The 12,400-nt window shown below is 68.7% G+C and carries 12 protein-coding genes; 3 read left to right on the top strand and 9 right to left on the bottom strand.

Features of this window, described 5'->3' with window-relative positions; translation table 11 throughout:
- Positions 1-2: 2 nt before the first annotated feature.
- Complete coding sequence (locus A8M77_RS00495; protein WP_086919663.1) at positions 3-2,078, bottom strand: NAD(+) synthase; 2,076 nt, start codon at positions 2,076-2,078, stop codon at positions 3-5.
- A gap of 73 nt (positions 2,079-2,151) precedes the next feature.
- On the bottom strand, positions 2,152-2,388 hold the full coding sequence (locus A8M77_RS00490; protein WP_086919662.1) for a hypothetical protein: 237 nt from the start codon (positions 2,386-2,388) through the stop codon (positions 2,152-2,154).
- Between the two features lie 212 nt (positions 2,389-2,600).
- Here A8M77_RS00490 and A8M77_RS00485 point away from each other — a divergent pair, with 212 nt between their 5' ends.
- Complete coding sequence (locus A8M77_RS00485; protein ID WP_238136664.1) at positions 2,601-3,617, top strand: Bug family tripartite tricarboxylate transporter substrate binding protein; 1,017 nt, start codon at positions 2,601-2,603, stop codon at positions 3,615-3,617.
- Positions 3,618-3,679: 62 nt separating this feature from the next.
- Here A8M77_RS00485 and A8M77_RS00480 read toward each other — a convergent pair whose 3' ends face one another.
- Together A8M77_RS00480 and A8M77_RS00475 are read right to left on the bottom strand one after the other, a co-directional pair.
- A complete protein-coding gene (locus A8M77_RS00480; protein WP_086919660.1) occupies positions 3,680-4,066 on the bottom strand; it encodes a hypothetical protein in 387 nt (128 codons plus the stop codon).
- A complete protein-coding gene (locus A8M77_RS00475; protein ID WP_202820589.1) occupies positions 4,063-4,665 on the bottom strand; it encodes a hypothetical protein in 603 nt (200 codons plus the stop codon). The genes A8M77_RS00480 and A8M77_RS00475 overlap by 4 nt, the downstream gene beginning before the upstream one ends.
- Positions 4,666-4,814: 149 nt before the next feature.
- Here A8M77_RS00475 and A8M77_RS00470 point away from each other — a divergent pair, with 149 nt between their 5' ends.
- Positions 4,815-5,396 carry a nucleoside 2-deoxyribosyltransferase gene (locus A8M77_RS00470; RefSeq protein WP_086919659.1) on the top strand — a complete coding sequence of 194 codons (582 nt, stop codon included), beginning with the start codon at positions 4,815-4,817 and terminating at the stop codon, positions 5,394-5,396.
- A 161-nt stretch (positions 5,397-5,557) separates the two neighbouring features.
- On the top strand, positions 5,558-6,355 hold the full coding sequence (locus tag A8M77_RS00465) for a hypothetical protein (protein WP_086919658.1): 798 nt from the start codon (positions 5,558-5,560) through the stop codon (positions 6,353-6,355).
- Between the two features lie 30 nt (positions 6,356-6,385).
- Here A8M77_RS00465 and A8M77_RS00460 read toward each other — a convergent pair whose 3' ends face one another.
- From A8M77_RS00460 to A8M77_RS00440, 5 genes are all read right to left on the bottom strand, one after another.
- Positions 6,386-7,543, bottom strand: coding sequence for a Gfo/Idh/MocA family protein (locus A8M77_RS00460; protein ID WP_086919657.1), 1,158 nt, complete (start codon positions 7,541-7,543; stop codon positions 6,386-6,388).
- A 7-nt stretch (positions 7,544-7,550) separates the two neighbouring features.
- Positions 7,551-8,453 carry a substrate-binding domain-containing protein gene (locus A8M77_RS00455; protein WP_443269947.1) on the bottom strand — a complete coding sequence of 301 codons (903 nt, stop codon included), beginning with the start codon at positions 8,451-8,453 and terminating at the stop codon, positions 7,551-7,553.
- A 106-nt stretch (positions 8,454-8,559) separates the two neighbouring features.
- On the bottom strand, positions 8,560-9,585 hold the full coding sequence (locus A8M77_RS00450) for an ABC transporter permease (RefSeq protein ID WP_192871526.1): 1,026 nt from the start codon (positions 9,583-9,585) through the stop codon (positions 8,560-8,562).
- Positions 9,554-11,056 (bottom strand): sugar ABC transporter ATP-binding protein, encoded by a 1,503-nt coding sequence (locus A8M77_RS00445; protein ID WP_086919654.1) that lies wholly within the window; start codon positions 11,054-11,056, stop codon positions 9,554-9,556. The genes A8M77_RS00450 and A8M77_RS00445 overlap by 32 nt, the downstream gene beginning before the upstream one ends.
- Positions 11,053-12,222, bottom strand: coding sequence for an ROK family protein (locus A8M77_RS00440; protein WP_086919911.1), 1,170 nt, complete (start codon positions 12,220-12,222; stop codon positions 11,053-11,055). Before A8M77_RS00440 ends, A8M77_RS00445 begins: the two co-directional genes overlap by 4 nt.
- Positions 12,223-12,400 lie beyond the last annotated feature (178 nt).

Genomic DNA, 12,400 nt, shown 5'->3' with positions numbered 1-12,400 from the left:
CCTCAGCGCCCCGGCACCCGTTCGAGATCCTCCAGCCAGACCGTCGCCTCCGAATCGCTGGGCGCGCGCCAGTCGCCGCGCGGCGAGAGCGAGCCGCCCGAGCCCACCTTGGGCGCATTGGGCACGCAGGAGCGCTTGAACTGGCTGGTCTTGAAGAAGCGCCAGAGGAAGGTGCCGAGATGGCGCTTGATGTCGGCCAGCGTGTACTCGTTGCGCTCCTTCTGCAGCTCGTCGGGCCAACGCCCGCGCGTGCGATCACCCCAGGCCGCCTGTGCAAGGAAGGCGACCTTGCTCGGCCGGAAGCCGTAGCGCAGCGTGTAGTAGAGGTGGAAATCCTGCAGCTCGTAGGGGCCGATGGTGTCCTCGGTGCGCTGACCCGGCTGCGCTGCAGCGTCGCCGCCCGCCGCAGGCTCGGGCGCGGGAATCAGCTCGGGGCTGACCTCGGTGGCCAGGATGTCGTGCAGCACCGCGCTGCCTTCGTCGCCCAGCAGCCGGCGGGTCTCGACCCAGTGCACGAGGTGCTTGATCAGCGTCTTGGGCACGCTCGCGTTCACGTTGTAGTGCGACATGTGGTCGCCGACGCCGTAGGTGCACCAGCCGAGCGCGAGTTCACTGAGATCGCCGGTGCCCACCACGATCCCGTTGTGGAAGTTGGCCAGCCGGAACAGGTGGCTGGTGCGCTCGCCGGCCTGCACGTTCTCGAAGGCGATGTCGTACTGCGGCCGGCCCTCGGCGAAGGGATGGCCCAGGTCCTTCAGCATCTGCAGGCAGCTCGGACGGATGTCGATCTCGCGCGCGCTGCAGCCCACGCTGGCCATCAGCCGATGCGCCTGCTGCAGGGTGCGGCCGGTGGTGGCGAAGCCGGGCATGGTGAAGCCCAGGATGTCCGAGCGCGGCTTGCCAAGCCGGTCCATGGCCTGGGCGCACACGAGCAGGGCATGGGTGGAGTCGAGGCCACCGGAGACGCCGATCACCAGCTTGTCGATGCGCGCCGCCTCGATGCGCTGCACCAGCGACTGCACCTGGATGTTGAAGACCTCCGCGCAGCGCGCGTCCCGCGTGGCCGCGTCCGAGGGCACATAGGGAAAGCGCGCCACGCTGCGCAGCAGGCCGTGCGGCACCTGCGCCGGCACGGGCAGCTCGAACTCGATGGTGCGCCAGCCGGCCAGCGCCGCCTTGTGCCTGTGCACCGAGGTGCCGAAGCTGTTCTGCCGCATGCGCTCGCGCGACAGGCGTTCCAGGTCCACGTCGGCCGCGATGCGGTGCGAGCGGTTGCTGAAGCGCTCGCTCTCGGCGAGCATGTCGCCGCATTCGTAGATCAGCGCCTGTCCGTCCCAGGCCAGGTCGGTGGTCGACTCGCCGATGCCGGCCGAGGTGTAGAGGTAGGCGGCCAGGCAGCGCGCGGACTGCAGGCTCACCAAGCGATGCCTGTAGTCCGACTTGCCGATGGTGATGTTGGAGGCCGAGAGGTTGACCAGCACAGTCGCCCCCGCGAGCGCAGCATGGCTCGAGGGCGGAATGGGGACCCACACGTCCTCGCAGATCTCCACGTGCAGCTTGAAGAGCGGCATCTGGCGCGACTGGAACAGCAGGTCGGTGCCGAAGGGCACGCGCTCGCCGCCGAGCACGATCTCGTTCGACAGCGCGGTGTCGGCCCCGTTGAACTGGCGGGCTTCGTAGAACTCGCCGTAGTTGGGCAGGTAGGTCTTGGGCAGGACGCCGAGCACGCGGCCGTCGGCCACCACCGCCGCGCAATTGAACAGCCGGTGATCCGCCCGCAGCGGCAGCCCCACCACCGCCACGGCGCCGACCTCGCGCGAGCAGGCGGCGACTTCAAGCAGCGCGCGCTCGCAGGCATCGAGCAATGCGGCCTGGTGGAACAGATCGTCGCAGGTGTAAGCAGAGAGTCCCAGCTCCGGAAAGGCGACCAACACCGCGCCGTCGGCAGCAGCCTCGCGGTACATGCGGATCGTCTCGGCGGTGTTGAAGGCCGGGTCGGCCACCCGGTTGCGCGGCACCGCCACGGCGAGCCGGGCGAAGCCGTGGGTGTACGGATTGTGGAACTCGTGCTCGGTCATGGCCGGATTGTGGCCTCAGGCGGTAGATGCCGTCCGGATCGCCACGACCGGCCTTGCGCGCTGCGCGCCTTCGCTACTTCGAGGCGCCCTTGCGCAGCGCCGGGTCCTCGCCCTTGGCGTGCGACTTGCCTTCCTGCTCGGCCTGGCGCATATCTTCAGCCTCGGCCTCGCTCATCGGGCGCGCGTCGCGCGCGGCCTGATCCACCTTGCCGGATTGCACGAAGTCGGCGGTGGCCTTGTCGTAGCGGCGGGTGGCGTCGTAGTTGCCTTCGCCCTGGATGTCGGGCTTCTGGTCGGTTGGCTTGTTCATGAGGATCTCCTTGTGGGCTTCACGGTCGGGAGTTCGACGATGCGCGCCTGTGCGCAGCTCCCACGAGCGGCCAAGGTCGACGCCCGGGATCGGACAAGCGGCCGGCGGGCGTAGGAGCGGACCGACGCATCGGCGACGAACCCGCTTGTGGCGCGCGCGCCGGGCTCCTATGATCGCCCGGCTGACCTTGCCGAGGTCGGGAGAAGACCATGATGCCGATTGCGCCCCCCGTCTCTCTGTCGCGCCGCAGCGCCCTGCAACTGGGCCTGGGTGGTCTCGGGGCCGGCTTGCTGCCCGGCCTGACCCTCGCCCAAGGAGCCTGGCCCAACAAATCGGTCACGCTGGTGGTGGGCTATCCGCCGGGAGGCCAGACGGACTTTGCGGGGCGCATCCTCACCGCCGGCATGCAGAACAACCTGGGCCAGCCGGTGGTGATCGACAACAAGGCCGGCGTCAACGGCAACATCGCCACCGATTACGTGCTGAAGTCGGCGCCGGACGGCTACCGCCTGCTGGTGGGCAACGGCAGCAACATGGTGCTCAACCCGCACACCTACCGCAACACGGCAGTCGCGGACCCGCTGAAGATGACGCCCATCGGCCTGCTGCTGACCTCCTCGCTGATGCTGGTGGTGCCGGCCAGCCTGCCGGTGAAGGACGTGGATGCCTTCATCGCCTGGGTCAAGCAGCAGGACAAGGAGGGCAAGGCCGTCGACTATGCCTCGGGCGGGCCGGGCAGCCTGGTGCAGACCGCGATGGAACTGTTCCGCGAGCGCATCGGCAAGCCGAAGATGAGCCACGTGCCGTACAAGGGCAGCGCGCCGGCCATGACCGACCTGATCGCGGGCCGCGTGCCGGCGATGTTCGATGCGTCTTCGGTGGTCGCGCCCTTCCTCAAGTCCGGCCAGCTCAAGGCGCTGATGGCCACCGGCCCCAAGCGCGTGCCGGCCTTCCCCGACGTACCGACGGCCACGGAGAAGGGCATCAAGAACTTCGAGGTGATCTCCTTCATCGGCCTGTACGGGCCGCCGGGCCTGAGCCCGGACATCGTGAAGAAGGTCAACACGGCGATGAACACGGCGCTGAAGGACGCGGCCGTGCAGAAGACCATTGCCGACCGCGGCGACGATGCCGGTGGCGGCACGCCCGAGCAGCTGGCCGCGCTCACCAAGAACTATTACGACCTGCTGGGCAAGGTGGTGAAGGACAACGACATCCGGGCCGAGTGAGGCACTCGGCCGCAGGGCGCTGGCGCAGTGCCGGCTCCGTGCCGCATCCCGGGCATCCGGCGTCACAGTGACAGAAGCCGGTTCAGGAAAGCGCGATAGCGCCGCAGCGCCATGCGCAGCCGCTCGGTCGATGCCTGCTCCGTCTCGTCGCCACGTCCATCGAACGCGGACCGCTCCGCCGAGAAGGTCTGGCCCAGGTTCTCCAGCACTTGGCGCACCAGTTCGTCCGCCTTCTGGACGGCCTGCTGCGGGTTGTCCACGAAGCCGATCTGAACCGCATCCCAGTCGGCGCGGAACGCCCGCGCCGCCTCGGGCGTGAAGAGCGAGGCTAGCGCCTCCTCGTCGACGCGGTCCGCCACTTCAGGGGAGCGCACCACCGGTTGCGAGAGGTCGTCGGGCGCCACCTCGGGCGACGCGCCGCGATCGTTTTGACCGGATTCGAAGTTCATGACCGCACCTCCACCGGCCTCGCCGGCATGCTGCGCGGTTCGACCGGCTCGACCACCCGCACTTCGAGCAGCTCGTCGAAGAGCGCGCGGTAATGAACGACCGCCTTGCGCAATTCCTCCGTCTCGACCTCGCCGCGCAGGTTACGCGCGCGGACGTCCTGCGCGGCGCGGTAGTTGTTCACCACCGTCGGATGGTCCACGGAGATGTCGGCCACCCGATGCTCGAAGTCCTCCATGGGGTAGCCGCGCTTGCGCATCACTTCCCGCACGAGCTGGTCGGCTTGCGCCACGGCGCCGGCCGGGTTGTCGACGAACTGCGCCTGCAGCTTGTTCCATGCGCCGGAGAAGCGCGCCGCGTCTTCCGGCGACAGGGGAACGATGCGCAGCTTCCCGACGCGCGCTTCCCGCTCCCGCAGCTCCGCCTCTGCCCTGGCGCGGCTGCCATGCGCCTTGAGCGTGCGGCCGTACTCCGAGCCGAAGCGTTGCTCGAGCCTTTGCGACTGTCGTCTTCGATGGAAGAAATAGGCACCCAAGGCCAACAGGACCAAGACCACGACGGCACCAAGCGCCCATGCGGCCTGCATGTTCATCGCATCCATACGGCATCTCCCTTTCAACTGGTGAATCGTGAAGAAATGCTCCGCCGCCCGCGGGGCGACGTCAGCAGCGCAAGGGCGTTACTGCTGTGGGAGGGCACCTACGCGCCGCTCGAGCGATGGACAATGCGAACGGAAGGAACCCCAGAACGATGGAACAGACAGCGGCTTCGCCGCATCAGCCGCCCGGCGCGCGGCCCCGCGTGTACCTCGCCGGCCCCGACATCTTCTTTCGCGGCAGCGCGGCGATCTACGCACGGCTGAAAGCCCTGTGCGAACGGCATGGGCTGCTGGGCGTCGAGCCGTCGGACGGCGGCATGCACGAGGGTTTCGAAGGCAGCGACGCCGAGCGCGCGCAGCGCATCTACGAAGGCAACGTCGCCTTGATCCGCGAGGCCGACGGACTGATCGCCAATCTGGCCGACTTTCGCGGTCTCGAGCCGGATTCGGGCACCGTATTCGAAGTCGGCTTCGCCGTGGCGCTGGGAAAGCCGGTGGTCGTCTACGGCGTTCCGGAAGACAGCTACGCGAGCCGCGTCTGCGCGGTCCGGGACTGTGCACCGGATGCGGACGGCGTGCTCCGAGAGCGCGACAGCGGTGTCATGGTGGAAGGCCTTGGCCAGCGCCTGAACCTGATGCTGGGCTGCTCGACGGCGATCGAGCCATCGGCGGAAGCCGCGCTGGCACGGCTGGCACAACGGCTCTGCTCGGCTGGGCGCAGCGGCGTCCCCTGAGGTCATCATCCGGCGCTCGGCGGCGCCGCCGGTACGCCAGCGCGGAGGGGCCTCTTTCACGGGGCCGGCCCTTCAATTTCCGCGAAATGTTTCATCGCATCGATGTCCCCACAGGCGATCGCTAGCATCCGCCGCTTCCGGATGCTGGAGCAACGAGGACCATGACGCGCCATCTGATTGCACTGACCCTCGCGCTCGGCGGCCTGGTCGCGCATGCCGGCGAACCCCAGGAGCCGCCACGGTCACCGGCGCAGGAAGCGGACAGCATCCAGGGCGCCGAAACCATGGGCGTGGCCATCTATCGGCACGAGCGCGCCATCGCCGCCGCCACCGAGGCCGTCCTCAGGATTCCCGCTTTTCGAAGGGATCCGCGCGTCAAGGGCTGGATCACGGAAGAACTCGGTGACCTGATCGCGGTCACCTACGTGGACCGGACCCCATCGGCGCTCTACCGGGTCACCGTCTCCATCGAGGACAACCAGGTCCACGAAGTCACCACGCTTGACGTGCCGTCCCGGCTGAGCCCGTTCGAGGCCGGCGCCGCGAGCGCACGCCAGCTGGCGATGAGCTCTGGATTCGAGCCCTGCGCCGAGCAGTACAACGCCGTCGTCCTGCCCGCCGAAGCCATCGACACGCCGCACCGATGGGTGGTTTACCTGCTGCCCGCCGCCACCTCGAACAGGGTGGTGCCCATGGGCGGCACCTACCGCGTGATCACGGAGGGGCCGGCCGTGATCGCCCAGCGCGGCTTCACGCGGACCTGCCTGGCGCTGCGACAGGATCCCCGTGCGGCGGGCCTGTACCTGACGCACGTGATGGACGCCACGCCGACGGAAGCACATGTCTTCTGGAGCCTGTGGGCACGGCAGCCCATGTACGTCGGCACACCGGACGGCAAGGTCTGGGCCGTCCACAAGGGCCGGATCAACCGGACCGGGCCCGACGCGCCGAAGGGCTGAAGGTCCGGGGCCGATCGATCGAGCTCGTCATCACCACGCCGTCCATTTGGCATCGCTCCTGGACGATGCCACCACGCGCTCGATGAAGCGGACGCCGCGCGCGCCCTCCTCCACCCGGGGATAGTCCGCCTCCAGGGCCTCGGCCGGCCGTCCCGCGAGCCGCGCACGGATGTCGGCGAAGACACCGCCGTACACATTGGCGAAGGCCTCGATGAAGCCCTCCGGATGTCCGCTGGGCAGCCGGCTGGCCCGCCGCGCCGATTCGCCCAGCCAGGGCGATCCGCGCGTGAGCATGCACCGCGGCCCGTCGTGCGGCAGGTGCAGCAGCTCGCTCGGCTGCTCCTGGCGCCAGACCAACGTCCCCAGCGTGCCAGAAACGCGCAGGCGCAGGTCGTTCTCCAGCCCGGTGTTGACCTGCGAGGCGATCAGCACGCCGCGCGCGCCGCCCTTGAAGCGCAGCAGCACGCTGCCGTCATCATCGAGTGCGCGGCCGGGCACCAGCGCGCCCAGGTCGGCGCACAGGCTTTCGATCTCGAGGGCCGTCACGGTCGCGACCAGGTTCTCGGCATGCGAGCCGATGTCGCCGATCGCACCGGCCGCGCCACTGCGCGCCGGATCGCTGCGCCATTCGGCCTGCTTGTTGCCCTCGCCTTCGAGGCGCGTGGCGAGCCAGCCCTGGTTGTATTCGACGACCACCTTGCGAATCCCGCCGAGCCGGCCGCTGCGGATGATCTCGCGCGCCTCGCGCACCATCGGGTAGCCGGTGTAGTTGTAGGTGACCGCGAACACGGTGCCCTGGCGCGCCACGGCCGCCACCAGCGCATCGGCCTGCGCCCCCGTGTGCACAAGGGGTTTATCGCAGACCACGTGGAAGCCCGCCTCGACGAAGGCCTGCGCCACCGGGAAGTGAAGGTGGTTGGGCGTGACGACGGAGACGAAGTCGATGCGCTCGTCCGGCGCCCGCTTCAGCTCGTCGTCCAGCAGCGCCCGCCAGTCGCCATGGTTGCGGTCCTCCGCCAGCCACAGCGCGCGGCCGGACTCGCGCGCCTTCTCGGGGCTGGACGAGAGCGCGCCGGCCACCAGCTCGGCCTGCCCGTCGAGCGCGATCGCCTTGCGGTGCACCGCGCCGATGAAGGCATCGCGCCCGCCGCCGACCATGGCGTAGCGCAACTTTCTTGTTGCCGGCATCGAGGCCTCAGAAGGGGGAATTCGGGTGGTAGAAGTCCTTCGCGTTTTCCTTCGTGATGAGTACCGAGGGAATGATCGTCGTCGCCGGCAGCTTCTCGCCCTTGAGCCGCGCTTCGGCCGTCAGCTTGATCGCGTCGTAGATGAACTTGGGCGAGTAGCTCACGTCGGCCTGGATGCGCGGGTCCTTGCCGTCGAGGATGGTCTTGACCATGCTCTTGGCGCCGGCGCCGCCGAAGATGACCTTGATGTCGTCGCGCTTGGCCTGCTCGATGGCCTTGAGCACACCGAAGGCCATGTCGTCATCGGCCGCCCAGAAGGCGTCGATCTTCTTGAAGCGGGTCAGGTAGTCCTGCGTGACCTTGAAGGCGTCGTCGCGGTTCCAGTTGGCGTACTTGGCGTCGAGCAGCTTGATGTCTGGGTAGTTCTTCAGCACGCCGTTGAAGGCATCCATGCGCTCGTTGTCCAGCGTGGTGGCGATGCCGCGCAGCGCCACGATGTCGCCCTTGCCGTTGAGCTTCTTGGCGATGTACTCGGCCGGGATCCTGCCGAAGGCGGTGTTGTCGCCGGCGACGTAGGCGTCCTGCGCGCTGGTGTCGGTCAGGCCGCGGTCGACCACGGTGACGTAGGTGCCCTTGGCCTTGACCTGCGCGACCGGCTTGGTGAGCGCGGCCGACTCGAAGGGGAAGATCACCAGCGCGTTGATCTTGGTCACGGTCGAGAGGTCCTGCAGCTGGTTGGCCTGTTCGGGCGCGTTGGCCGCGGTCTTGATCGTGATCTTGAGGTCCTTGTGCTCCTTCTCCAGGTCCTTCTTCGCCTGGTTGGCCCAGTAGTTGATGCCGCCCATGAAGCTGTGCGTCGCAGCGGGGATCGAGACGCCGAGGTTCACTTTCTCGGCCGCCAGGGCCGGCATGGCCGCGAAGGCGGCAGCGGCGACCGCGGTGAGGGCGAGGCGTCGGGTGATGAGGTTCATGCTGGCTGTCTCCTTGTTGAAAAAGCTGTCGTTGGAAATGGGCGCGCTAACGGCGCCCGCGCTGGAGGAAAGCGACCACGATGATCACGAAGCCCTGTACCGCGGCATTGAGGTACACGCTGATGATGCTCGTGAGATTGAGGATGTTGCTGATGACCGAGAGCAGGATCGCGCCGATGACGGTGCCGGTGATGCTGCCCGCGCCGCCCTTGAGCGCGGTGCCGCCGACGATCACCGCGGCGATGGCTTCGAGCTCCCACAGCAGCCCGGTGGTGGGCGAGGCCGAGCCCAGGCGCGGCACGTACAGCAGCGTGGCGATGCCCACGCACACGCCCAGCAGTACGTAGGTGAGGATCTTCACGTTGTCCACGCCCACGGCCGCGTAGCGCGCGACCTGCTCGTTGGAGCCGATGGCCTGCACGTAGCGGCCATAGGCGGTGCGGTTGAGGATCAGCCCGCCGATCAGGGCAACCACCAGGAACACCCACACCGGCACCGGGATGCCCAGCAGGCTGGCGTAGTAGACCGGCGCGTAGAGGTCGGAGAGCTCGTTGTCCAGCGTGAGCGCGCCACCGTCGGCGAAGTAGGTCAGGTAGGCGCGGAAGATGCCCAGCGTGCCGAGTGTGACGATGAAGGGCTCGATGCGGCCTTTGGTGATGAGCAGGCCGTGCGCCAGCCCGAAGACGGCGCCGAGCACCACCGCCAGCACCGCGCCGAGCACCACCGCCAAGAGCGGCGAGCCCAGCGCCGGCCCCATCGCGTTGATGAACATGATCACGCAGCCGGCGATGAGCGCCGCCATCGAGCCCACCGACAGGTCGATGCCGCCCGAGATGATGACGAAGCACATGCCCACCGCGATGATGCCGATGAAGGCCGTGCGGGTCAGCACGTTCATCACGTTGTCGAGCGTGGCGAAGTCGCTGTTGAGCAGCGTGCCGGCGATGCACAGCAGCACCAGTCCGATCACGGGGCCGAGGCCGTGGAGGCGCTCGGTCCACCGCGGCTTCGATTCGCTGCGGTGCATCGCGCCCGCGGCCTCAGGCGTGGCTTGTTGCGGTTCCGGTGGCATGGGAGATCAACACCTCTTCGGTCAATTGGTCGGCATCGAGCGTGGCGACGATCCGGCCGGCACGCATCACCGCCACGCGATGGCACAGGCCGATCAGCTCCATCAGCTCGGAAGAGATCACGATCACGGCCAGCCCCTCCCGGGCCAGCCGCTGGATCAGGAAATAGATGTCGCGCTTGGCGCCGACGTCGACGCCGCGCGTGGGCTCGTCTAGGACGACCACCTTCGGCCGCGGCTGCAGCACCTTGGCGAGCGCGAGCTTCTGCTGGTTGCCGCCCGACAACGACGAGGCCCGTGCATCGAGGTCGCCGGTGCGGATGCCGTATTCCTTGACCGCGGCAGCGAGCGCCTCGCGCTCCGCCTCGGGCTTCAGCCAGGGCGCGGCATAGCGCTCCAGCGCCATCAGCGTGAGGTTCTGGCGCAGGCCCAGGTGCACGTGCAGGCCCTTGCCCTTGCGGTCCTCGCTGAGGTAGGTGAAGCCGTGGCGCGCCGCGTCGCGCGGATTGCGCAGCAGCACGCCCTGGCCGCCGATCTCCACGCTGCCGCTCGCGGGCCGCAGGCCCAGCAGGCCCTCGAAGAGCTCGGTGCGGCCGGCGCCCACCAGGCCGGCGAAGCCAAGGATCTCGCCGGGACGCACCTCGAAACCCGCATCCTCCGCCCAGCCGGGCACGCCGAAGCCACGCACCCGCATCGCGGGTGCCTGGCCGGTCGTGACCGGATCGCGTGGCGGGTAGAGGTCCGCCAGCTCGCGCCCCACCATCAGGTTGGCCATCTGGTGGCGCGTGAGCTTGGCGGTGGGCGCGCGCGTGACGAAGCGGCCGTCGCGCATGACGATCACCTCGTCGGTGACGCGCTCGACCTCGTCCAGCTTGTGCGAGATGTAGACGATGGTCACGCCATCCTCGCGCAGCTGGGCGATCAGCCGGAAGAGGCGCTCGGTCTCGCCGGGCGTGAGGGTGGCGGTGGGCTCGTCCATGATCAGGAGGCGCGCGTGACGCGAGACGGCCTTGGCGATCTCGACCAGCTGCTTCTCGGCCACGATCAGGCGGCGGACCTTGGTGCGCGGATCGACCTTGAGGCCGACCTGCGCGAGGGCCGAGGCGGCGTCGCGCTCCATCGCGGCGTCGTCGAGCAGCCAGCCTTTCTTCTTTTCATGGCCGAGGAAGATGTTCTGCGCCACGCTCAGGTCTTCGGCCAGGTTGAACTCCTGGTGGATCAGCACGATGCCGAGCGCCTCGGCCTCGCGCGAGCTGGCGAAGACCTGCGGCTCGCCGTTGACGCGCACCACGCCGCCGGTGACGGGCTCGTAGCCGGCCAGGATCTTCATCAAGGTGGACTTGCCGGCGCCGTTCTCGCCGAGCAGGCCGTAGACGCGGCCGGGTGCCAGCGGGAAGCTCACGCCGTGCAACACCTGCACCGGCCCGAAGGCCTTCACGACCTGCTCGAACTCGACCGCGACGCCGGGCTTCATGGCGCGACTCCCCGTGCCTTGAGCGTCTCGTGCATCGCCAGGACCCCCGCGCCCACGAGGCCGGCCTGCCCGCCCAATGGCGTGTACTGGATCTCGAGGTGGCGCGTCGACAGCGCCAGCGACCGGTGGTAGACGCTCTGGCGCAGCGCCGCCAGGAACAGCGGCCCGATGTGGGTGATGCCCCCGCCGATGAACACATGCGAGGGATTGAAGAAGTTGACGACGGAGGCCAGCATCTGCCCGATCAGCTGGCCGGCCTTCTGCACGATGGCGTTGGCCGCGGCATCGCCGGCGCGGCTGGCCTGGCCCACGTCCACCGCATCGATGCGGCCCTGCGTGCGCAGCCGTTCGGCCAGCGCATTGCTCTCGCCGGCCTCGGCCGCCTGCACGGCCATGCGCGTGATGGCGGGGCCGGCGGCCATCGCCTCGACGCAGCCCACGTTGCCGCAGTGGCACAGCGGCCCGTCCTGGTCCACGCAGATGTGGCCCACGTCGCCGGCCGAGCCGGCTGCGCCCCGGTACACCTCGCCATGGCAGACGATGCCGCAGCCGATGCCGGTGCCGACCTTGATCACCAGGAAGTTGGAGAGCGAGCGCTTCAGCCGCCAGAGCTCACCCAGCGCCATCAGGTTCACGTCGTTGTCGACGAAGACCGGCGCCGCGTAGTCCTCGCGCAGGTAGTCGCGGATGGAGAAACTGTCCCAGGCCGGCATCAGCGGCGGATTGACCAGTTGGCCGATCTCGAAGTTGACCGGGCCCGGCACGCCGATGCCGATGCCGATCACCTGCCGGGGCGCGAAGCCGCAGCGCCCAAGCAGCTCGCGCATGAGCTGGCGCACCCGTGCCAGCACCGTGCCCGGGCCTTCGCGAACATCGGCGGCTTCGGCGTGCTGGGCCAGCACCGAGAGGTCCGGCCGCAGTACCGCCACGTCGAGGCTGGTGGCGCCGATGTCCACGCCGACCAGCACGCCCAGGCCGGCATGCAGTTGGAGGTTTTCGGCGCGGCGGCCACCGGAGGAGCGCTGCAGGCCGGCTTCGGCCAGGAGACCCTGGTCCACCAGGCCGGCGATCAGCGCATTGGCCTTGCTCTTGGAGAAGGCCAGACGCTCGGCCATGGCATGGCGCGAGCCGCCGGCGGACCAGAAGGTGGTCTCCAGCAGCGCCATCTCGTCGGCAGTGAGGCCGCTCCAGGGTGCCAAGCGTCTTGTCTCCGTCCTTGTCGTCATCGACCCGCGGCACGGGGCCGCTGGGCGAAGGCGAATACTAGGCGGCCCGCTTCAGCCGAACAAGATTTAACTTCGGCCTATTTTGGTTCGAATAACAAAGGAAAAGCCGCCCGAGGGC

Source organism: Variovorax sp. JS1663, assembly GCF_002157355.1.
In the GTDB taxonomy this organism is placed as follows: Bacteria; Pseudomonadota; Gammaproteobacteria; order Burkholderiales; family Burkholderiaceae_C; genus Variovorax.
This window is presented reverse-complemented; position numbering and strand designations above follow the sequence as displayed.